At 46.3% G+C, this 22308-nt stretch carries 23 protein-coding genes and 2 pseudogenes; 5 read left to right on the top strand and 20 right to left on the bottom strand.

Translation table 11 applies throughout. The features are described from left to right. Positions 1-14 precede the first annotated feature (14 nt). On the bottom strand, positions 15-2060 hold the full coding sequence (locus tag P3339_RS11725; RefSeq protein ID WP_282953522.1) for a S8 family peptidase: 2046 nt from the start codon (positions 2058-2060) through the stop codon (positions 15-17). 544 nt (positions 2061-2604) lie between these two features. On the opposite strand from P3339_RS11725, the gene P3339_RS11720 reads away from it, so the two are divergent. Further along, positions 2605-3102, top strand: coding sequence for a hypothetical protein (locus tag P3339_RS11720; protein WP_282953521.1), 498 nt, complete (start codon positions 2605-2607; stop codon positions 3100-3102). Positions 3103-3284: 182 nt separating this feature from the next. On the opposite strand, the gene P3339_RS11715 is transcribed toward P3339_RS11720, so the two are convergent. Together P3339_RS11715 and P3339_RS11710 are read right to left on the bottom strand one after the other, a co-directional pair. Further along, positions 3285-3851, bottom strand: a complete 567-nt coding sequence (locus P3339_RS11715) for a carboxymuconolactone decarboxylase family protein (RefSeq protein ID WP_282953520.1) — start codon at positions 3849-3851, stop codon at positions 3285-3287. A gap of 138 nt (positions 3852-3989) precedes the next feature. Beyond that, positions 3990-4652, bottom strand: a complete 663-nt coding sequence (locus tag P3339_RS11710; RefSeq protein ID WP_282953519.1) for a peroxiredoxin-like family protein — start codon at positions 4650-4652, stop codon at positions 3990-3992. Between the two features lie 201 nt (positions 4653-4853). Here P3339_RS11710 and P3339_RS11705 point away from each other — a divergent pair, with 201 nt between their 5' ends. After that, complete coding sequence (locus P3339_RS11705; protein ID WP_020412755.1) at positions 4854-5747, top strand: LysR family transcriptional regulator; 894 nt, start codon at positions 4854-4856, stop codon at positions 5745-5747. Positions 5748-5920: 173 nt separating this feature from the next. Here the strand turns inward: P3339_RS11705 and P3339_RS11700 are convergent, their stop codons facing one another. From P3339_RS11700 to P3339_RS11630, 15 genes and pseudogenes are all read right to left on the bottom strand, one after another. Beyond that, positions 5921-6670, bottom strand: coding sequence for an alpha/beta hydrolase family protein (locus tag P3339_RS11700; RefSeq protein WP_040628594.1), 750 nt, complete (start codon positions 6668-6670; stop codon positions 5921-5923). 315 nt (positions 6671-6985) lie between these two features. Continuing rightward, positions 6986-7882 (bottom strand): peroxiredoxin family protein, encoded by an 897-nt coding sequence (locus P3339_RS11695; RefSeq protein WP_020412757.1) that lies wholly within the window; start codon positions 7880-7882, stop codon positions 6986-6988. Positions 7883-8628: 746 nt separating this feature from the next. After that, entirely contained in the window at positions 8629-9198 is a 570-nt protein-coding gene (locus tag P3339_RS11690; protein ID WP_282953518.1) for a dihydrofolate reductase family protein, read from the bottom strand. Between the two features lie 12 nt (positions 9199-9210). Continuing rightward, positions 9211-9429: a hypothetical protein gene (locus P3339_RS11685; protein WP_282953517.1), complete on the bottom strand. Its 219-nt coding sequence runs from the start codon at positions 9427-9429 to the stop codon at positions 9211-9213. Then, the gene (locus P3339_RS11680; protein WP_282953516.1) at positions 9422-10165 is read right to left on the bottom strand and encodes a DUF899 domain-containing protein; all 744 of its coding nucleotides are present in this window, start codon (positions 10163-10165) and stop codon (positions 9422-9424) included. Before P3339_RS11680 ends, P3339_RS11685 begins: the two co-directional genes overlap by 8 nt. Next, positions 10162-10644 carry a VOC family protein gene (locus P3339_RS11675; RefSeq protein ID WP_282953515.1) on the bottom strand — a complete coding sequence of 161 codons (483 nt, stop codon included), beginning with the start codon at positions 10642-10644 and terminating at the stop codon, positions 10162-10164. Before P3339_RS11675 ends, P3339_RS11680 begins: the two co-directional genes overlap by 4 nt. 121 nt (positions 10645-10765) lie before the next feature. Beyond that, positions 10766-11125: a cupin domain-containing protein gene (locus tag P3339_RS11670; RefSeq protein ID WP_282953514.1), complete on the bottom strand. Its 360-nt coding sequence runs from the start codon at positions 11123-11125 to the stop codon at positions 10766-10768. Positions 11126-11276: 151 nt separating this feature from the next. Beyond that, positions 11277-11903, bottom strand: a complete 627-nt coding sequence (locus tag P3339_RS11665) for a YdeI/OmpD-associated family protein (RefSeq protein WP_282953513.1) — start codon at positions 11901-11903, stop codon at positions 11277-11279. A 37-nt stretch (positions 11904-11940) separates the two neighbouring features. Beyond that, positions 11941-12408 carry a VOC family protein gene (locus tag P3339_RS11660; RefSeq protein WP_282953512.1) on the bottom strand — a complete coding sequence of 156 codons (468 nt, stop codon included), beginning with the start codon at positions 12406-12408 and terminating at the stop codon, positions 11941-11943. A 19-nt stretch (positions 12409-12427) separates the two neighbouring features. After that, complete coding sequence (locus tag P3339_RS11655) at positions 12428-12820, bottom strand: YciI family protein (protein ID WP_282953511.1); 393 nt, start codon at positions 12818-12820, stop codon at positions 12428-12430. A 47-nt stretch (positions 12821-12867) separates the two neighbouring features. Further along, positions 12868-13518: a dihydrofolate reductase family protein gene (locus P3339_RS11650; protein WP_282953510.1), complete on the bottom strand. Its 651-nt coding sequence runs from the start codon at positions 13516-13518 to the stop codon at positions 12868-12870. Positions 13519-13626: 108 nt separating this feature from the next. Beyond that, the gene (locus P3339_RS11645; protein ID WP_282953509.1) at positions 13627-14100 is read right to left on the bottom strand and encodes an SRPBCC family protein; all 474 of its coding nucleotides are present in this window, start codon (positions 14098-14100) and stop codon (positions 13627-13629) included. Between the two features lie 313 nt (positions 14101-14413). Next, positions 14414-14758 carry an ArsR/SmtB family transcription factor gene (locus P3339_RS11640; RefSeq protein ID WP_020412768.1) on the bottom strand — a complete coding sequence of 115 codons (345 nt, stop codon included), beginning with the start codon at positions 14756-14758 and terminating at the stop codon, positions 14414-14416. A gap of 260 nt (positions 14759-15018) precedes the next feature. Beyond that, positions 15019-15399: pseudogene (gene arr / locus P3339_RS11635) on the bottom strand (NAD(+)--rifampin ADP-ribosyltransferase); the annotation flags it as partial. Between the two features lie 15 nt (positions 15400-15414). After that, positions 15415-15711, bottom strand: a pseudogene (locus tag P3339_RS11630) (NAD(+)--rifampin ADP-ribosyltransferase); the annotation flags it as partial. A gap of 626 nt (positions 15712-16337) precedes the next feature. On the opposite strand from P3339_RS11630, the gene P3339_RS11625 reads away from it, so the two are divergent. Then, positions 16338-16826, top strand: a complete 489-nt coding sequence (locus tag P3339_RS11625) for an SRPBCC family protein (RefSeq protein ID WP_282953508.1) — start codon at positions 16338-16340, stop codon at positions 16824-16826. 339 nt (positions 16827-17165) lie between these two features. Here the strand turns inward: P3339_RS11625 and P3339_RS11620 are convergent, their stop codons facing one another. Further along, positions 17166-17939 carry an SDR family NAD(P)-dependent oxidoreductase gene (locus P3339_RS11620; RefSeq protein WP_282953507.1) on the bottom strand — a complete coding sequence of 258 codons (774 nt, stop codon included), beginning with the start codon at positions 17937-17939 and terminating at the stop codon, positions 17166-17168. 431 nt (positions 17940-18370) lie between these two features. Between P3339_RS11620 and P3339_RS11615 the strand changes: the two genes are divergently transcribed. Beyond that, positions 18371-18685 carry a hypothetical protein gene (locus P3339_RS11615; RefSeq protein WP_282953506.1) on the top strand — a complete coding sequence of 105 codons (315 nt, stop codon included), beginning with the start codon at positions 18371-18373 and terminating at the stop codon, positions 18683-18685. 41 nt (positions 18686-18726) lie between these two features. Beyond that, positions 18727-19587, top strand: coding sequence for a M12 family metallo-peptidase (locus tag P3339_RS11610; RefSeq protein ID WP_282953505.1), 861 nt, complete (start codon positions 18727-18729; stop codon positions 19585-19587). Positions 19588-19814: 227 nt separating this feature from the next. Here P3339_RS11610 and P3339_RS11605 read toward each other — a convergent pair whose 3' ends face one another. Next, positions 19815-22307, bottom strand: a complete 2493-nt coding sequence (locus P3339_RS11605) for an HAD-IC family P-type ATPase (RefSeq protein ID WP_282953504.1) — start codon at positions 22305-22307, stop codon at positions 19815-19817. Position 22308 lies beyond the last annotated feature (1 nt).

Raw genomic sequence — 22308 nt, 5'->3', positions numbered from 1 at the left:
GGGTGTCAGCCTAATTACTGAGCACTAGCGCTAAGAGTAACGCCGGAGTAGTCTGAGTAGGCGCGAATGCTGATATACCAGGTGCCTGCATCTGGATTGCTGATATTGCAGCTTTCATCATTGCCCCATTCGTAGGGACGGCAGTCATATGCCGTGCGGGAAGGCTCTTGGCCGTGGCGCACGTAGAGGTCAGCATCGCCAGAGCCACCTTCCATAACGGCGCTCAACGTTGAGGCTCCGCTATCAACATCAATGGTGAAGTGCTGCCAGCTGTTGCTGGAACCAGTAAGGCCAGTCTGTTCCCAGTTATCGCTACCGCCACCGCCGTTACCTCCGGTGTAGCTACCTTCGAGGCTCACGCCGGAGAAAGAGCTATAGCCACGCACCATGACGTGATAAGTTCCGCCCTGCACGTTAGCGATGTCACAGGTTTCGTTGTTACCTGATGTGTAGGGGCGGCAGTCATAAGTGCTGGTAGTCGGTGCGCTGCCAAAGCGAACATAGAGGTCAGCATCGCCGCTTCCACCAGATATTTTAAAGGAGAGGTCCGTGGCATTTTCGGGGACATCCAGGGTGAAGTAAATTTCCTCACCACTGCTACCCTCGATACCGGTCTCAGTGACACCGTTTTCGAGTTCTCCGCCATCGTTACCACCACCGCCACCATCACCACCGTTGGCCATGGCTACGGCCGCAGCTGCATCGACTATACCGGTACCACAGCTGTTGCACGAAGCAGGGAAACTCCTCGCGGTGCTCGTGAGAATTGATTCGACTTCGTCTGGTGTAAGACTGGAGTCTACGGAATAAAGCAATGCCGCAGCGCCTGCAACGTGGGGCGCAGCCATGCTGGTGCCCTGGATGTAATAGTAACTGTCACTGCCGGGGTCAGTGGTGCCGTTGTTATAGGTGGAAAGAATGCCATCGGAATCGTTGGCGAAGCTCTGTGCTCCTCCTGGCGCTGCAACGTCTACCACATTGCCGTAGTTAGAGTAGTAAGCACGGCCGCCACTGCGATTAGTCGCAGCGACTGAGATCACCCCATTACAGTTCGCAGGGGTAAATTGGCTTGCATTAGTATTGCTATTACCGGCGGCTACAACAACGGTAGCGCCGAGGCTGCGAGCGGTATTGATGGCATTCTGCGTGGTAGTGCCGCAGCTGCCGCCGCCGCCAAGACTCAGATTAAGCACCTGGGCAGGATTGGCGTTGTTCGGCAGGCCACTGACAGAACCGCCGGCGCCCCAGATCATGCCATCGGCAATATCTGAGGTATAGCCCCCGCAACGGCCGAGTACGCGTATTGGGACTATCTTGGCCTCGTAGGCGACACCGGCAATGCCTATATTATTGTTGGTAACCCCAGCGATAGTGCCAGCGACATGGGTGCCGTGCCAGCTGCTGTTGCTTGAAGAGCTATCGCCGCAAGTTCCAGAACTATACCAATCACCTGGATCGGTAGCATCACTATCGCGGCCATCGCCATCCACTGAGACGAAGGTATCGGAAATCATATCGTAGCCCGGCAGAATATTGTCTGCCAGGTCGGCGTGGGGACGATAACCAGTATCGAGCACTGCAACCACTGCCCCATTGCCCTGGGTGACATCCCAGGCTAATGGAAGATTCAAACCGCCGGTGGTTTCATAGTAGTGCCACTGATTGAGATAGCTTGGGTCATTGGGTACAGCCATCGCTCGCATGATCAGATCCGGTTCTGCGTATTCAACATCCGGGTCCTGGTTCAATCGCTCGATAATTGCGTTTACTTCAGCTCTATTTTTCCGACCTTCCAGGCGCATTACCTGGGCGCCAGTAGCCATACGACGTAGGTGCTGCATTTTATGGCCGGCACGACGGGAGGCTTTTTCTACCGTTTCCTTTGCCATGATCGCAGCCCGTCCGACCTTAGCGCTTTCCTTGTACTTCACAATGATGCGATCAGTCAGCAGTGTGTTGTCCGCCTCTTCCGCATGGGCAGCGAAAGGCGCTGTACAAAGTAACGAAATTGCACTTGCCAGAGCTGTCTTTTGCAAAAGAATTTTCAATGATGATTTCATTATTGTGGTTTCTCCGAAGTTATTTTTATCCAAGTATCAAAAAATATTTTGATATTTGAATACTTCTGAACCGCCCTGTCTTAGCTAAATAAATTCGCTAAAAGGTAAACCCAAAAACTGCTCAATTTAGGATTATTTAGTTAGCCAGGGCGAAGTTGGCACCACTGTTTCATTTTTGGTGCGAATCTATAACGACTTAGCAAATATTGTCCTCATCGAAGACTCTGAAAGTGACGTGACCTACAGCGACAAATTTAAACTTTTCATAAAAAATTTAAGTGATGTGTAATTTTCCGCAAAAAAATCGTGATGTGGTTCACGGGGGATGCCAAGGAAAGAGGTTAATAAAACTCTTATGAAAAAAATTATGATTCACTTTCGTTGAAATAATATAATGTTATATCATATCAAAATAATTTTTCTTAACTAGAATTGCCAATAGTTGGGAAGCCGCCTTAGTAGGGTAAAAAGTTGCCTTTCACATCTGAGATAGCAAAGAGTTCCTGTTGATATTTCCTCAACATTTCAACTTATTTGTCGGGGCGTGGGTCGGGATATTGCCACTGGTGTACTTTATCTTTTCGATATAAAAGGCGGTGCTGAAGAAGAATATGAATATACTCTCTCATTGCCTGAAGGATTACCCAAAAGCGAGACAGAAACCCTGGGTGTTGTTTCCCCACTTATCGAGCCCAAACAAATCGCCCTGCCCTCGGATTTTTATCTTGAAGATGAATACATCGGTTGGTATGGCTACAATCGGGAAGTTTATCTAGAGCCGAACAAAGACCAAAATGGGGCTACCCTCCACATCAAGGAGCATGACCTCTGGCATCAGTTTTTACTGATTCACAAGGGGCATGCCGGACCTGTGTTTTGGTTGTCGGCAATTATGTTGGGGGCAAGCCTGGTGTTTAGTTTGATCAGCGGATTGGTAGTTGCTTTTGCTGTACCAAAATTCAGGAAAGCTGCCGTACAGTTTACCTCGCTTGGCCTCATCTCCCTGATTATTGCTTTTTTTATGGGAGGGAGCGGGATATAACTATATCTGGCATATCAAGGTTTTAAAAAAATGGCGTATCGGAGTGGTTTACCATCACAAGCAATCGACCTGATACGCCAAGGGCGTCCCATTTTATAGATGCTTTACTTTTGTTGGTTCGCCCTCTTCATTAAGTCTGATTCTGGTAAGGATTGTGAAGATGATGCGTCTTAAGTTGTATCTTAGCTAGCTGAATCCATATTCTTACTCCAGGCCATAGGCAAAAACGCATCATCAAGACTGACTTTAAGATTGTGAGTGGAATAATTTGAGAGCACTTTAAGGCTGGTGCCAACAATCACTTCTAAAACAGTCTCCTTGGTATAACCAGCTGCGAGAAACCTCTCAACCTCTTCTTCTGTTGCCCATCCACGTTTCTCATTGATAAGGATGCAGAAAGTCCGTAACGCCTCGAGCTTAGGATCACCAATTGGCGTGCCGTTGCGTAGTGCCTTGACTACCTCCTTATCAACACCAGCCATTTTGGAAACTGCCGTATGTGCAGCCATACAGTAGGTGCACCCATTCAGGCGACTATTTGTCATCAAGATTATCTCCCGCTCTGTTTCACTCAAACGAGATTTATCAAATAGCTCCATAAGCGTTAGATAGCTCTCTACCATTACGGGTGATTCAGCCATGGTGGCCATTAGGTTGGGCACAAACCCCATTTTTTTCTTAGCGGCTTCTAGGGTTTTTTTAGAGGCATCTGGAGCTGTTTCAATTGTGTATCTTGTAAAATTGACCATGAGCTTTACCTTTATATTGCTCGATATAAAATTGCATTGAATATCCACAAAGTTTTGAACCATCAAAGCAATTATCTCAAATTGCTCTGTACCTCTTTGGCACTTGTTTTGTGTTAAAGAGGTACAGATGTTGTCCCACTATGCAGCCGTAGACTGACTCAACTTATCAAGCACTGGAAATAGGTCATTCGGCTCAGGACGACGTGTATAGTCAGGATTGACTTCCGCATAGGTGATAATTCCATCAGTACCTATGACATATCTTGCGGGCATAGGTAAATTCCATTCTCCATCACGGTGGATGATTGGGAGTTCGACTTTGAACATCCTGTGGAACTCAATTACATAGGGTTGCAATGTCCAGCGGATACCAAACTTGGCAGCGAGTTCTCCTCCCTGGTCAGTAAGAATTGGGAAGCTCAATTTGTTATCTCGCTGGGATTTACGACTTTCAGCGGGGCCTTGCATGGAAATAGCTACCAGGGTTGCACCACGAGCTCTGATTTCGTCGGCAACCTCTTCCAGTGCCCGCAGCTCAATATTGCAGTAAGGGCACCATACCCCGCGATAAAAAGTTAGAATGACGGGGCCTTTAGCGAGGAGTTCATCCAAGACAACTTCTTTGCCTTCAGAGTCTTGCAATGCAAAATGTGGGACTTTCTCTCCTACTTTGATTGACTGCTCAACCTGACCACTATCAGCCAATTCCTTGGAGGACCGAGCAAAGGCTTCGAGCGCACCTGCTGGGGCCTGCTTCTTAAACACCTCTTTAAAAGCATCTAGTTTCTCTTGAAGAGACATAATCTATTCCTCTAATCGTTTAAATTTTCAGCCTGGGGCGATGGGTAAACTCCGATGTAACCAAAAGGTTACGAACATGACTCTTGAATTAGCCTTCAAGTAAGTATCTACGCCAAGCCACTATCGAGAAGATTAGTTACTTTGAAATGTGCTATAAACATGCTATTTTGAAACTCATTGTATCCACGAAGGACACAATCAATGTTTCAGCAAGCTCATTTGAACGAGATAGTCGTATTTATCGCTGTAGCCGAGCATGGGAGCTTTACAAAAGCTGCAGCATCATTGAACTCAACCAAATCAGGCACGGGTAAGGCCGTTAAGAAGCTTGAGGAGGAATTGGGCCTTAAGTTATTCAACAGAACAACACGCAGTATCAGGTTGACAGAAGAAGGCAAGATATTTCTTGATGCCGCTAAACATGCGATTGAAACAATCAATGACGCTAGGTTACTGCTGAATGCTAGAAAGGATGAACCCGCTGGGCGCTTACGTATCAATTTACCGATAGGAATTGGTCGAAATATTGTAAGTGCTTTAAAAAACTTCACGCAGTTACATCCCAAGGTTACTGTCGAGGTTTCTCTTTCAGACAGCCTAGAAGATGCTATCAGAGGTGAATGGGACGTCGTTGTGAGAATCGGTAAACTAGAAGATAGTTCTTTTATCGCAAAAACATTGTGCGAATCCAAACGTATCCTGTGTGCTTCGCCAAAATATCTATCACAAAAAGGTAAACCTAAGACTTTAGAAGAGCTGAGAGAACATGACGCCCTTGTATTTCGAGCACCTACTGGAAAAGTGAGAGCCTGGTCATTTCGAGAAAATGATGGTTCAATTATTGAGTTTTCCCCTTCCCCGCTGGCAATATTTAGAGATGGACGAACTTTAATAGACGCAGTTGTTTCTGGTATGGGTATAGCCCAGGTATACGATAAAGCACTCGACTCTTCTATTCAGAGTGGAGAAGTTGTTGAGTTATTTCCGGAGAAAGTGGTGCCTGGCCCACCTGTTAGCGCACTGATTCCTAGCGGGAGAGCTATGCCTGCAAAAACAAGGGTTTTCATCGATTTTTTGAAAAATGAGCTTAATTAAGCTTCCGGATACTAAATGTAATAATCCAAATACTATCTGGTGCTGGCTCTGTTGTTTGATCCAAAGGTTCCAGGAAGTCTGTAAAGCTCAGCACTACAACTTAATCCTTAGCAGACGAGTCCCCATTTTTATTGGATTCTCAGCTCCAACATTATTCTCTATTATATGTCATATTAACTAACATATCTTTGAGCCCAGGCTCCAATAACATTGCCGACATATTCAGCATCTGATTTCTTCATAAGCAAGTGATCGGCTTTATCTAAGGAAATAAAACTTTTCGGATGGTGCGCAGCGCCAAATATTTTTGCAGCATGATCAATAGAGACAGTACTATCTAGTGGTGAATGCATAACTAGTAAAGCTTTCCTTAATTCCTTAAGATTTACCAAGATGTCTGCTTCATTGATGTCATCGATAAACTGCTTTTTTAGTGTAAACTCTCGGCCAGCAAGCACCACTCTTGCCTGTCCTGTTTTATTGATGTTATCGAGCTCATCTTTAAACATATGCTGGATATGTTTAACATCACTTGGAGCGGCTATAGTAACAACAGCTTTGGCTGTCTTTAACATACCAGCAGCTTTTAATACGGCAGCACCACCAAAACTATGGCCAATTAGCAATTTTGGTGCTTCAAAGCGATTTTCAATTTCATTGTAAGCACTAAGCAAGTCCTCAACATTAGATGAAAAATTAGTATTGGAAAAATCCCCATCACTGTTGCCTAACCCAGTAAAATCAAATCTTAATACTGATATTCCTTTACTAGTTAATGATTTGCTAATAGCGCTCGCAGCAATGATATCTTTTGAGCATGTGAAACAATGAGCAAAAATTGCATAGGCCTTTGGATTCCCGGCGGAATTCTCTAATTTACCCTTTAATTCTACGCCGTCACGATTTGGAAAATTAAACTCCATAATACTATCCAATATATGTTGATTATAAGGCATTCTAATCTTAACAAAGAAAACCCCTCTCTATTATAGAAAGGGGTAAATGAGTAGGTGATAGTCTTCTATGTACCAATTGATACAAGATATGCCTGTTGCTTAGCTCGATAGAATATTCCTGCTTCATATAATCGATATCCGCTGATTTGAAGGCACTCTTACTATCTTTACTTGATCCAGTTAATATTTCCGAATCTCCAACAATGTCGCTAGCTAGAAACTGATCCTTCGCTCTCCATGGACCAATAGAAATCCTTTATAAAAACATCAATAGAAGCTTTGTTATGCAGTACTTTTAAGAGTTGGGGTAGCTTTTAAAGTCTGCGGCTTTGAGCTTTCAAAAACATGCAGGAATGTTGTAGGGTTTGGGCGTCTCCGATAATTATCTGTCTCATCGCCAAATAGCACCTTACCCTCTTCATCTAAAGCTATCACTGTCGCCATAACCGTATCTTTAGGATACCCAGGCATTCCCACAGGGGAACCATCAATGTCTTCAATACCTAAAATTTTTGCTCCCTTCAGATCTTCATCTTGAAGAATTTCAAAGTGATTAGGCAAGTCAAGTTTCCGCGCAAGATTTTGTGAATTATCGAAGCCCTGATTTGAAATAAACTTCACACTCACATCATATTGCTTCAACTTTTCAGCATACTTCTTTACCTCTTTTAACTGGTTCATACAGAATGGGCACCAGTTTGCTCGAAAGAAAACCAATAGCGTTTTGGTCCCACCAAAAGATGATGAAGAGACATCAGTTCCATCCAATCGATTAAAATGCATTTCAGGTAGTTTCTGACCTTTTGATATAGCTTTGCTCTTTCCACGATTGTAGTAGGAAAATGACCATATATACCAATGAAGAGACACAAAGCCCAGAGCAGTAATTGCAACAGAAACATATTGAAGCAAAGACAGTGGAGCCTGATTGAAATAAAGTGTATAGGCAACTAATGCAATACCTGCAAAGTTAATCACCTGAATAACCGGTAATCTTTCTGACGTTCTTGAAATACTGAACACATTTGTTATTACCATCAAGAAAAATGGTAAAGGCAAAGTTGCTAAAAGTGCTCCTATCCAAATCGGGTTGCCCCCAGACACATAGATCATAATGCCAGCCGCTATGCCACTTAGCATATTGGATAGAATCATTGGTAAGATAAGTTTTGTTTTCATTTCAAGCTCCTAAAGCATTTGGTTAATGTTCAAAACTAGTGATCTACCATAGTGCACAGTGTTAATTTGATAATCCTCTTAATCAGAGGAACAGAGTTTCCCAAATGGACACAATCGAGCTTACTCGATAGATCCATGGTCATAAATATCAGGACTTACATCAATATGTATCTAGGATTATATGAGGTTCCTGGGATATGTCTGCTTTCAATAACTGACCTGATAAGAGGCGACCTCAGTTGTTTGCCCTGTGGGAGTAAGCTCCTTATGCGCGCTTTTGCCACCTGAGGGGACACATATCTTGCATTGCATATCTGCTATGGGATGGCCAATAAGTCAAACGATGAGATATTTGAAGCTATAGTAGTGAAAAAGAAATTATCAATGTTGCTTTGACAACGATGATCCGCATGTTAATCATGGGTTGACCCCCAATCTTATCCCTAATGAGGGAAAGACACCCCATTGTCCGCTCCAGCTACTTCAACTATTGCATGGACCTACAAAGCCGCATTTGACTTTGCCAAAGTAATTAATGGTCGTATCGCTTTCTATTCGAATCAAGTGGTAACCGAAAAGGTTGATGCCTTATCATAATATTATAAATATTGGTGATTACACCGGTATAAGATAGACGGCTATTAGAACTGTACCGATCAATCCATCTGACAGCTGGAATACAAGTATTCTACGGATTTCCTTGAAGGCTTAATGCGCCCTAAAGAAAGTAGAAACTTTGCCATTTGTTATACTTCCCTACCTTTCTGCTGGCACTTGTAGCGAAGGATCACCCCGCCCGATTTAAGGGCGTCCGCCCGCATGAGCTCGAAATTCTTCTGGATGGCGTCAGCTTTGAAGAGAGGTGAGCCTGCTCCAAGTACGATTGGTGCAAGACATATCCGGTATTCGTCTACCAAGCCCCTTGCGAGCAGAGTAGCCACAAGGTCTGCGCTTCCGAAAACGAAGATATCTCTCTTCCCTGTCTCCTTCTTCAGCTTGCTAACGTGTTCGACGGCCTCGCCTTTTAAAAGGCGAGTGTTTGACCAATCGGCGGTCTCAAGTGTGCGCGTGATGACAGCTTTCTCAAGTGAGTTCATCATGTCCGCAACCGCCCCGGTTTCATTCCGCCAATGACTGGCCATCCCCTCATAGGTGCGACGTCCAAACAACAAGGTGCCGATTTCATCGCCCTGCTGAAGAGAGAAAGCTTCTAACTCGTCGCCCCACACGGTTCCGTGATGGTCCAGCGCCCAGGGCGTAGTGCCTTCAAAGTACCCGTCCAACGTCATCACATTCCAAACAACTAAACGCCTCATATCCTGTTTCTCCTAAACAAGCGCAAGCATAATCTTGAGCAACAATCGTAAAATGCAACCTTGAGATCGCGTGCAATCAACTGCAGCATAAAGTGCATAACCAATATTCAGCACGCCCGCGAGCAGACCGCCATTGAATACCGCTTTTACAAGCAACCCCTTTTTTAAATGAGCAGATGAATCCTTCCCGTTGTAGCTGGGTGATGTGTGGCAGGCACCCGTATTAGCCATATTCGTTGTGTCTCCGCCACCAATGATACGGCTGTGTCTGCTGAGTGCCGTCGGGAGCCTCTTCCCAGTTTTCCTGACGGCCGAGCGGTGTGATATCCAAAAGAGTCCACACCGTGCCAAGTGTTTCGACACCTCGGCCGTTAGTGAAATAGGTTCGATAGAGGTCCTCTCCATCGCGATAGAAAACGTTGATACCAAATCCGGTAGCCACATCGAAATCAGCGTTGAAGTTGTCCTTGGTTTCATACCAGGGGATTGCCCAACCCATACGTTTCCGGAATGCCTCTATCTCAACGATCGGCGCTTTTGAAACAAAGACGAGAGAGGTGTCTCGGGCATGCAGATGGGCAAGATGAGGGATCTGATCGGCGACCATGCAGCAGCCTTCGCACGGGCTGGGATCAGCGGGTTTCAACATATGGTGGTAAACGATTAGTTGTGAGTGGTCATCGAACAAGTCAGCCAGAGTCGCAGTGCCTCCTGGACCCGCAAAGGCATAATTTTGTTCGATCTTCACCCAACCTGAATACCGTCGCTTTTCTGCCAGCCGGTCGTGCGCTCGGGTCAGCTCCTTTTCTGCTTTGCGGAGTTCAGCCAGTTCATCCTTCCAGGCCTCTGGTGACAGGATCTGCCGGACGACTCCGGAGATCTCCTTAGTTTTCCTGCCCTGAATTAAAGTCATAATCAGCTCCAGGTCTTGAGTTAAGTTGAGAGGAGTACTTCCCCATGAACTCATACCTCCTCGGCCGCCGCCTCGATCGTGGCGATATCGATCTTACTCATGGACATCATCGCCTTAAAAGCACGCTTCGCTTTGTCACGATCAGAGTTCGTAGTCAGATCCAGAAGTTGTCTCGGTGTAATTTGCCACGAGTGGCCCCAGTGGTCCTTGCACCAACCGCAAGCGCTTTCCTGCCCACCATTACTGATGATCGCCTCCCAGTAGCGGTCGGTTTCTTCCTGATTCTCGGTGATAACCATGAAACTAACCGATTCATTTGGAGTGAAACTCGGGCCGCCGTTCACGCCAATAAACTTGCGCCCGAGTACGGTGAATTCGACAGTCAGTTCACTGCCTTCCTGACCGCCGGGATAGTCGGTCACCGCTCGATTAACTCGGTCTACATGACTATCTGGAAAAGTTGCAGCGTAGAATTCTGCCGCCTTCTTTGCTTCGCCATAGTCAAACCACAGGCAGTTTACGAGTTCGGTCATATGTATTCTCCTATGCTTTGGACAGTTTGATTGTTTGCACTAATAAAAATCTTTGGTATTTACAGTCATATCGCATCCTCCGTCGGATGCTCTGCAAACCACTCGACGATTTTGGACATCTTCATCTCAAATGGTCCGCCAATGTAAACGTTGAGAACGCCGGTGCGTTGATTGCTACGGTTTTCAAAGTCGTGCTGGACGCCGGGGGGATCAAAATGACAGTGCCTTTTTTTGCATCGCGCCACTGCTGGCCTACCAGGAAAGACATGGTGCCTTCCAACACATAAAACAGTTCGATCTCAGCCTCATGTGAGTGCGCGCCGAAGCCTTTGGTGTTCGGCTCAATCCACCATTCCGACACTGAGCATTGATTTGCGGTCTCTTCACCGTCAGCTTTGAAAATTGCTGCAATGCGCCCCATATCGTAACTGCGTCCGCGTTCAGGTTCGATAAAGATCCCTGCTCCTGTTGTATTAGTCATGAATGACGGCCTCCGTTCCTCCCGAAGAGAATGTTCTGTTACCTCACTCAGCATGAAAAATATTGTCTAGGACCGCTTAGCCAAATCAGCGCTATACCAAAGACCGCTCTGCACGATAGTGAGTCGTGGTTTGTTCACCCATGCTTCGCTTTTATCGTTCCATAGCGCCTTTGCCAGCAATTATTTTTTCGCGGAACTTCGCTATTCTCGAAATGCGTGTAGCGGATTTCTTGGCTGAACTAAGGTTAAAGGTATAGCTTCGCTGACGCCCCGGCGTTAATGCATGAAACGCTTCTGCAAGCTCAGGATCTCCATCCATGGCTTCTACCAGCTCATCAGGGAGTTCGATATCGCGTTCTGCTCTTTGGGGCTTAATACCTGCTCTAGCGTATCCTTTCGCTTCCTCGATATATGCCCGTATGATTGGTGCAAGCTTTTCCACCTGATCATTGGCCTTCAGGAGGATCATGTGCGGATACTGCGTATTCGCGCCTCGCTTTTGAAGAACACCCTCATGATCCTTCATCAGTGCAGCATTCATAAAGCTAATGAGGAATCCCTCTCGAAATGCCCCCAGGATGACAATATTTCGACCGGCAAATATATAGCAAGGCTGCCCCCACTTAACGGACTCTTCCAGATCCATGCTCAGGCAAATCCGTTGCAATTCAGTAAGGCCAGGTTTCCATTTCTGGGTTGAGCAATCGGGCGTTGCGAAACGCTCACAACGTCCACAACCTTTTGAAAAATAATCTGCGATATCTGAAATCATGGCCATAATTGGTTGTCCCGCACGAGCAAAGTCGCACCCACTATCAAACTATCATTTTCCCGGAGTCCGATTTTGATGCCCCCTCCCCTACGGCTTCTGTCTTTGAACCCTCGTAATTCAGCATCCATGGCGTTCCATATTTATCCGTGAGTAAAGCAAAACGTTCAGCCCAAAATGTTTCGACGGGGGCCAAATCTATGGCTTTTGCTTCCTTTGAGAATACGTTATAGATACGATCAAATTCCCTGAGCGATTTAGGCGGAATAAAAATACGGAAACCTTGCGGTTTCTCGTACATTTCGCGGGAGTTATCAGAAGCCATCAGGGTGGCACTGCCCAGTGTCATGGCCATATTCATAACCATATCGTCGCCACCGGGCATTCTACTTTCGGGGTTGGGCGCATCTGCATTTAGGAGGGTGCCCCAGATCTTGCCACCGAGTGTCTCGGCATAATGCGTCATCGCCTCAAGGCAGTTTCCATTGAATGTCAGGTAAATGATGGGTTCCATAACTATCGAGCTCCTTTCGCTATTGTCTCAACGTCAGCTTCTGAGTTTTGATTCCATCTAAACTTGAAGTCTCATAAAGGGGGCGGACTTCAATTTCATATGCACCTTCCATAGGGTTTGGACACCGAGCTGCCCATACCATCGCTTCTTCAATATCACGTACTTCCCAAAGCCATAAACCTGATACGAGTTGCTCGAATTCCGGGAATGGACCATCAACTACTGATATTGCACTCCCATCAGATACAAGACGCTTCCCTTCTGCCGTGGGCTTGAGGCCTACCGCCATGCGTCGGATATCGGCGTCGAGAAGCTCTTCATTAAAGCGGTCCATCGCGTTACGAATAGCTTGCGGCGGCAACTTGCCTGCCTCAGTTGCCGCCGTGGCTTTGATCAGCACCATAACCAGCATTCAAGATCTCCTATCATTTACACCAGCTTGCGATTGGGCTGCCAGCGCTAATCTTGTTGAAGGGAGAAGTCTCCAGTGGTGATACTTCCATCCCGAACATAGGTCACGCAAATAGTGCCACTGTCTGTCATCGTAGATTGTTGTACATGGAACCCAATAGGGATTACACCGGCACCAAAGAGGCGCTTTCCTTTGCCCAGAATCACAGGAAAAATCAGCAATTTAAACTGATCAACCAGGTCTGCTTTGAGTAGAGTCTGGATAAAGTCAGCACTGCCCGGTACCAGTAAGTCAGGACCATTGTTGGCCTTGATTTCACGAAGCCGTGCGACCGGGTCATTACCCAGCCATTCGCTGCCTTCCCAGGTAAATTCGGGTTTTGTGCGGGAGGCGACATACCGTGTTGTACCATCAATTTTTTTGGCCATCTGGATTTCGCCATCATCAACACCCTGAGGCGGCGGATCAGCAGCTACTCTCGGCCAATGGGCAGCAAAAATATCGTAAGTCCGATGGCCAAGCAGCAGCTCGAATGGGGATGCGAACACATCCCCCATAAATTTACCTACACCTTCATCGAAATAGGACGCCACCCATCCACCATGCTCAAAGCCCCCTGAAGTGTCCTCCTCTGGACCACCGGGAGCCTGCATCACGCCATCCAGACTAACAAACGTGTTTACAATGATTTTTCGCACACAGTTCTTCCTTGGTGATTTTGTTGATCAAAATGGCGTCGCGAGTTGTGCTTAGGCTATTGCTTTCAATCACCATTGAGACTTGAAGAGATAGGTTATTGATCTTCTTTATTCGACTTCCACCCTTGTTGCTTCCAGGTAAGCGGCGAGATTAGAAAGAGCGCACTGCCATCCATTGCGTGTTCCGTCGATCATTCCCAAACCGACCAGAGAGGCGATCTGTATCGTCACCTGGAGTTCAGTCGCGCGCTTATTTTCGCTAATCGCCACGGTGATCAAAGAGGCACTCAATAAAGAGTCGTCTGTATATACACGCTCGGTAAAAAGCAGGCGATGCGGCCTACGGATGTCGTAGTAGTGTGTTTCGACCCGGAATTGCAGATCATTCTTTTGGCCGCACTGATGTACGTCAAGGCCTCCGGCGCGAAAGTCGTTTTGAAGAAACTCGATTGCCTCATCCTTAGAGGGTGCCCCCCATAATGAGCGGGTTTTTGGGTTTTCCCATGCTGAAAAAACCTGTTCTGCCGGTGCTTTGATTGTTTTGCTGATGGATATGGTGTCATGCGATAACTGTTGGCTCATGTTAGCCCCTTTGCTTAATAGCGGTTCCCAGGCTACCGACTAATAGTTAGCTGATTGGATAACTATAAAAAGCAATAATAGTTAGGTCAATGGATAACTTACTAGTGGCGCAAAAGAGTAAGAGAATTGACCTCTATCTGCTCAAAGTGAAGCGCAACGACATAACAACTATGATCGGCAATGTCATAAGGGGGTGCGATATGTGAACCGATCACGCCCTTTATTTCTTTAACAGAAGATCAAGTAGCCGGCTATTGGGATGGAGGGATGACCTACAGGCTTTGTAATATGGCACCCTGTATCTTTATCGTACTCAATCATCCTGTCCTTCAGCGCCAAGTGCTTCGACAAAGCTCGCCATTCGTGCCATTCGGCCTTCCCATTGGGCCGTCTGTTTATTAATCCAAGTTTCTGCAGCTGTCAGTTGCTTCGGCTTGATCTCGCAGGTTCGTACGCGGCCAATTTTCTTGGATCGGATCAAACCCGCATCCTCCAGCACACCAATGTGCTTCATAAATGAAGGTAGTGCCATTTCAAACGGTTTAGCGAGCTCGGTGATCGATGCCGGTCCGCTGGTCAGGTGCTGAATGACAGCGCGGCGCGTTGGATCTGCTAAGGCTTGGAAGACTGTATTCAGATTTTCGTGATTGTTACCCATTCGACTAAGTATATAGGTGTAAAATCGTTAGGCAATGGCCGCAGTTTGGTAATGCCCGTTAAAATCACCCTAATAAAAGTGCTTCATCCCATCCCTATACCAGCCGTTATTTGGATGCACCGTTGTGGAAATAGAATTACTGCAGGAAAAAGCTGACATACCGATAGCAACCCGGATCACCTTATCGGTCAAGGCAATGAAAACTTTTCAGGTTCATCAGTGAAAAGCTAATGGCCAGTATGTTCAAGCCTGCCATCCAGTCAGTCATCAAGAGGACCTATGCCTTGTTTGGCCAGTTCTGCTATGCCGGCTTTCATGGCTTCTAGCGCTTCCTTAGGATGGCCCTGCCATTCCTTCACCTCGCCGATAACGCGTAAAGGTTTATGAGACCGGAATGACTTTGTAGGGTTACCGGGAAACCTTTTATTGGTCACATTGGGGTCGTCTTCGATTGGACCCGTCGCCTCGACGATGTAAATCCGTTCTGGCCCGTCACCCAGCGCTAGTTCCGCTCCCCAAACCGCAGCATCAAGTGTTCGCGCGAGGTAAATATGGCCGAGCGCCTTTTTGCCGAAATTCGGATTACCTCCCGGCATAAGCATATCTCCCATTTCGAGGTCCGCGCGCGTTCCGTGATAGTAAGTCCATTCACGAACTTCCGATTTAACTCGTACCCGCCCTTTCGATCGATGTGACATATAAGGGTGGCGCGGTGCACTCTCAACTAAAAGCTCGGTCGCATCCTCTATATCACCTTCCGTCTCCACGATATACACTTTCGGTGGTCCATTGCCTTCGGCGAGTTCTGCGGCCCATATGGCTGCATCCAAATTGGGCGACATGTAGGTATGCGAGGTCTCAACATTGTCACCTGCTATGCCAAATGGGCCGCCGGGCGTGACAACATCTCCTGGGCTGAGATTTTTTCGGGAGCCGTGGTAAAACTCCTTCATGCCAGAATGAACCGTATGGCTCTCTGATTCGCTGCTTGGCTGTTTATCATTCATGCTTAAGGAACCTCCATGTATTTTGAACTGGTCATGATTGGCCTAAGATCATGAGCCACCAAATTTCGATTACGCCCTGGGCAACCGCTTAAGACATTTGGGAGACTGTAATAATCCTCTCTTCGAGGTAAGAGGTTGGTCCTGTCTATGAACGCCTTACCTGACCGGTTTTCCGTCAATCTAGTCATATTTTGAAAATCGTCTTTACCGGCGCTTTCGAGAGCAGCAATATCGGCATTTTTATTTCCATCATGGTTTGTTGGCCACTTCCCGTGCTTTCCTGTCGGGCAACGTGAGCTCTTAAATCAGTACTCCCGGGGCAAAATGATTGCCAGGGGCTGAAACACTGATGAGTGCGCTAGCTGAGGTACAACTGAGTTGCCATATTGATTATAGTTAGCCTACAGGGTAACTATAGTGGATAACAAAATTAGGTCAACATATCACTATTTACGGCCGAATATAGGAGGATAAGCCCCAAGTAGCCATGATATCTCTGGAGCGCAGTAAAGATATGTTTTAGTGTTAACAGAAAGCAGGAAACCCCCTGATAAAAAGAACAAGGTATCATCGTGATCGATTTTTCCTATCAAGCGAATGTTCGAACCAAACCTATCTCCTACACGGTCAGGGCAACACCGGAAGCGGTCTTTACTGCCTGGGTTACGCCGAGCATGGTTGAAAAATGGTGGGGCCCCGACGGTTTCACTACGCGCGTGCTCAATCTCACGGCAGAGGTTGGCGGGAGTTTTGCTTTTGAGATGACAGCTCCAGACGGCAGCTCTTGCGTAATGTCTGGAGTATATCGTTGCGTCGACAGACCGAAGTTACTGAGCTTTGAGGTCCATGAACATTGCAATCTCAACTTGCCACATGGCACCGAACCGCAAAAGAATTCGTCATTGGTCGAAGTTGTGTTTAGAAGCAGTGAACTTGGCACTGTCGTTTCGCTTACGCATACACTTCTTAACCCTGACTACGCAGAGTTGGCGGTGGTCAGCTGGGGCCAATCACTTCGAAGTATGGACGCCCAATTTTCTGGATCGGTAAATCTGATCTGAGATGGCAAGGTATATTGATGGCAGTCATGAGTCTGTACACAACTTACCACGCTCACTAATTCTTAGACTAAACGCAAGTCAGCGTACTGCAGTGGTCAGTTTACACAATTGTTCAGCCGTTCTTACTTTCCATCCCTACGGCTGGAATTAAGGTTGGCTGTCTCTCAGCACATTGAAAAGAACTAATAGCTTTGACTTCTTGTAGTGTTCCCACTTTGGGCATCATTTCTAAAGGGCCCTTAGTTTTGGGTTAACTGGTTCGGTTCCACTTTATTTCGATCTCAGCGCCCTATCCATCACAATAGTGAGTAGCTAGCATCAGACTCAACTTAATTGCTTTCAAGTATTAGAAAGAGCATTAAAAGCCGGTATTGAAAGGCCAGCACTATAACCACCATCTACATTAATGGCTTGACCATTTATAAATCCACAGTCACTTGCTGCTAAGAAGTGTATAAGCGCTGCGATTTCTTCAGGTTTTGCTATGCGTTGCAAAGGAACCGCGGTTTTTTCCATTGCAAGCTGTTGCTTCCCTCCTCTTGCATGAGCCATTGGTGTATCAACTGAAGTAGGGCATATTGCATTAACTCTAATATTCCTGTCTCCCAATTCGAGCGCTGCCGTTTTGGTAATACCAATGATCGCCGACTTTGAAGCAACATATGGCCCCAAGTAAGGTACTCCTGATATTCCGGCAACTGACGCGATATTAATAATTGCCCCACCTTTTTTCATATATGGCGCGGAATACTTTATGCTATAGAAAACCCCCAAAGTATTAACCTTAAAATTCTTCATAAAATAGCTATAACTACTATTGCATAGTGAATCATAGCCCTCATTAATTCCCGCGCAATTAACTACGGCATCAATCCTCCCATATTTCTTTTCTGTCATTTTCATTAGCTCTTCAACTTGGGGCTCTATAGAAACATCTGTTTGTATATAATGCCCTCCCCCAATCTCCTGTAATACTTTTTCTCCTCTTCTGCGTGCTGCAATAACAATTGTTGCGCCTGCCAAATAAAAACGTTTTGCTGTGCTCAAACCTATCCCAGAGCTTCCTCCCGTAATAACAGCAACTTTATTCTCCAGGCTAAAGAAATTACTCATGATGTTTGGGTCCTACCAAAATAAAATTTCAGACACATTAATCGAGAACAGCTCGAATATATATGTTCAGTATTATTGATCAAGCAGAGAAATTCTGAGATACCCCTTAATTAAATTCATTTGAAAAATAAATGGTTGATCTGTCATATGCTAATAAGCTTCAAGTATTAAACTAAGTGCATTCAAGTCTGGCCCTGTGTGACTTAGTGAATCACCTCAATTGACATATCCCTATAACGATGACGGCAATATAGGGCTGACTATAAAATTGGTTCACATTAAGAAGCATGCGGCTCTATGCTTTTTGGAAATTCATTGCAATTTTATATTGCGATTCATAATATCTGGTGAAGCTTAATGACGGGCTGAAAAATAAAACAACAACACGACTATAATTATTAAACATTATTATAATAATATGGAGAGGACCTATGAGAAGTTATTTAATATCCGCTTTTTGTTTGCTGTTAACATTGCCTCTTTATTTGTCGGCAGATGACGGTAAAAAGTATCGTTTGATGGAGGAAATCAATTCCGATCAGGTAGATTTCAAAGATTCTCAGAAAAATAGAAAATCAATAGTAAAAAGAGGAAGGTTTAATGGTGAGTTGCGAAAAATAGTAACTGGTGATGAGTTGGAGGTTCTCATAGATGGTAAGTTATCACAATTTAAAACCAAGAATGTTAATAGGAAAAAAATAGAATCTCTTTTGCTGCATTTGGTCAGAGGAAAGGGGATTTTGTAACGATTGCCGAGAATAATGGTAATGTTGTAGGGTCTATACAAATGTCCGGAAAGCTATACAAAGTTAGGCCGGGTCAAGGTAATACTACAGATATCATAGAGGTGCCTACCGCTACCCTGATTGATCACGATATTAATTATTACGAAGATTTCCCCATGGATGTAGGCGAAAGACCTTCAAATATTGATTCTAGCTTGGGGTCTTTAGATTCAGCCGAAAAAATTACTGTTATTGTCGCATATACCAGTAATTTTGAGAGTGACGCTGGTGATGTTGTCGCTTATATGGATCTATTGGAAGAGGAAACAAATATTTCCTTCTTAAATAGTAATGTAAATACATCCGTTGAAATTGTACACTCATACAAAACAAGTTATGAAGGTAGTGGTGACTTTTATGTTGATAGAGATTTTTTCTCTAACTCAGAAAACCCAGAAACATCTGAGTTACTTCGCCTGAGAGAAACATATAAGGCGGACATCATGATGGTATTGACCGGGAATTCTGGTTATTTCTATTGTGGCGTAGCCAGAGAGATTGGTGCAACCGAATCTACAGCTTTAGCCTTAGCCAGAGAAGGATGTGCAGCTGGATACTTCAGCTTTGCACATGAGATTGGCCATCTATTCGGAGCAAGGCATATTATAACACGTGACCCCAGTATGGAGCCTTTTTCATATGGCCACGGATATTGCAACTCTACGCCATCTACATGGAGAACAGTAATGGCTTATGGTTGCCCATCAAATACTGGTGGCCCAAGGATCCAACAGTGGTCTAATCCAGGTGTATTTATCAATGGTGAAACCACTGGTTCTATTAATGTGGAAGATAATGCCCGAGTTTTAAACGAACGAGCATTAGAAGTTGCTAACTTCAGGGTATCTGAGGCTTCTGAGTAATATCTAAAGCGTTCAAAGTTATTTTCGCGGGTAGTTTGGCAGCTCGGTTCGTATATTCAATGAGAACTGAGCTGTCATATCCCACCCTCTCCTATCCCACCTGAGCTGGATGGAGATAAGCATCACTCAGAGAAAATTACTGCATATACATTGACCATATCAATCAATTCCAATCGAAAGCAGATTTTAGAAAAGATAAAGCCCATTGACCAACGTCATTTCTGATATCACGATTCGAGCTCGGGCCCTTGATGAGAACCACCGGTATCCAAGGGACGGGATAGGCGTATTCGAATCTGTTTCTCAATCTCGATAATTGCAAACAGCGCAACACCTATACCAACGATAAGTATCCCATCCTGAAGAGATACGGCTTCGGTGGAGAAGATGCCTTGCAAAGGCGTGAAGTAGGTGATGGCGAACTGGCCTATGGTAACTACGATCACCGCTAACCATATGACCCTGGTTCCGCATACCGCTTTCCATGTTAAGGAAGTACCGTACATATTGCGGATAAAGAAAAGGTGGAATATTTCCATTACCACCAGTGTATTCATTGCCATAGTACGAGCTAGGTCGAGGGAATACTGCCGCTCAATTGCATAGGTGTAGACCCCGAATACGCCGCAAAGAAACAGGATGCTCACCAGTGCGATATGCCATATCAGTACGCCTGTGAGCAGTGGCTGGCTGCGAGGACGAGGTGGGCGGCACATGGTATTTTCTTCGGTCGGCTCGAAAGCGAGGGCAATACCGAGAGTGACCGCTGTGATAAGGTTTACCCACAGAATCTGAATAGGTGTTATCGGCAGCACCATACCAAACATCAGTGCCACAATAATGGTTGAGGCCTCCCCAGCGTTGGTTGGAAGGGTCCAACTGATTACCTTTTTGATATTGTCGTAAACCGTACGCCCCTCACGTATGGCGGCGTCAATCGAGGCGAAATTGTCATCGGCCAACACCATTTCCGCAGCTTCCTTGGCTGCCTCGCTCCCTTTTTTGCCCATCGCAATGCCGACTTCGGCACGCTTCAGTGCGGGCGCATCGTTAACACCATCACCGGTCATGGCAACGGTCATTCCGTGGGCCTGCAGGGCAGTTACCAGTCGCAATTTGTGTTCGGGACTGGTGCGGGCAAAGATGTCGACGTTCAACACTTCTGTTCCCAGTACCGTATCGTCGAGATTATCAATATCCACACCGGTCAGCGCATTTTCAGTGTTTTGCAGGCCTATCTGTTGCCCAATAGCTATGGCGGTCGCCTTGTGGTCACCAGTGATCATCTTCACTCGGATACCGGCCCCTTGGCATTCCGCTACTGCCAGAATCGCCTCCTGGCGGGGTGGGTCAATCAAGCCAACCAGGCCGAGAAAGATCAGCGCATTATCCAGGTCAGTTTGTTCCAATACGGTATGTTCAGGTTTTACGGGCTTGGTGGCCAAGGCCAGCACCCGATAGCCTTGTGCTGCAAGTTCATTTACCCATTCCTGCCAATAAGCCTCATTCAGCGGAGCAGTGCCTCCCTCAGCGGTACGACTGCTTTCACACATCCCCAGAATCTGCTCTGGTGCCCCTTTTACTGCGATTAGCGCATGGTTTTCATGGTTATGGTCCAGGGTGGCCATGAACTTGTGTGCGGAATCAAAGGGAATGATATCTGTGCGAGTCCATTGATGGCGCGCCTCCCCGCCATCCATTCCTGCCTTGGCGGCAAGCGCCAGAAGTGCACCCTCCATAGGGTCACCTTCAACAGTCCAGACACCTTCGAGTTTTCTAAGCTCTGCGTCGTTACATAGGGTTGCTACGCGGGCCAACTCGAGCAAAGGCGAAGGGCCTGATATGGAGGTCGGACTATTCTCGTTTGAGATATCCCCTAGTGGCTCATAACCAACGCCCTCTACGGTATACCGGTGCTGAAGCGTGATCACCGATACGATGTTCATCTCGTTGCGTGTAAGGGTTCCGGTTTTATCTGTGCAGATCACCGAAACCGAGCCCAACGTCTCAATGGCTGGAAGACGGCGGACAATGGCATTTCGTCTCGCCATGGCCTGCACGCCAACTGCCAGCGTAATGGTCAATACTGCCGGCAGGCCCGCCGGTATGGCTGCCACCGATAGACTCACGACGGCCATAAACAATTCGGAAAAATCGTGATGTAAAACAAATAGCCCGAAGGCGAAGATGAGCGCGGCAACTGCTAGGATAAAGAATGCCAGCCATTTGGCGAATATTCCCATCTGCTCCACTAATGGGGTTGTCAGGGTTTCGACCCTGGCAAGCATACTGCTGATACGCCCGACTTCAGTTTGGGCTCCGGTCGCTACTACCACGCCCATGCCCTGCCCGCTGGTAACATTGGTACCGCTGTAGGCCAAACAGGTACGATCACCTAGTGCAGTTTCGATGCCAACCGGATTGGTTCGTTTTTCTACGGCAAGAGACTCCCCTGTCAGTATTGCCTCCTGGATCTGCAAACCGTGAGTCTTCAACAGCCGAAGATCCGCTGGTACTTTATCACCAGCTTCAAGTAATACTATGTCGCCGGGAACCAGCTTCTCGCTATCAACGGTATATCTCTGGTTACCACGCAATACCCCAGCCCGCGGTGCCAGCATATGCCGGATAGCATCCATCGCCTTTTCAGCCTTGCCTTCCTGAATAAAGCCGATAATGGCATTGACGACAACCACGGCGAGAATTACCCCGGTATCCACC

Origin of the sequence: Microbulbifer sp. MLAF003, assembly GCF_030012965.1 — a bacterium.
GTDB classification, from domain to species: Bacteria; Pseudomonadota; Gammaproteobacteria; order Pseudomonadales; family Cellvibrionaceae; genus Microbulbifer; species Microbulbifer variabilis.
Note: the sequence above shows the minus strand (reverse complement) of the source record. Positions and strands in the feature narration are given on the sequence as shown.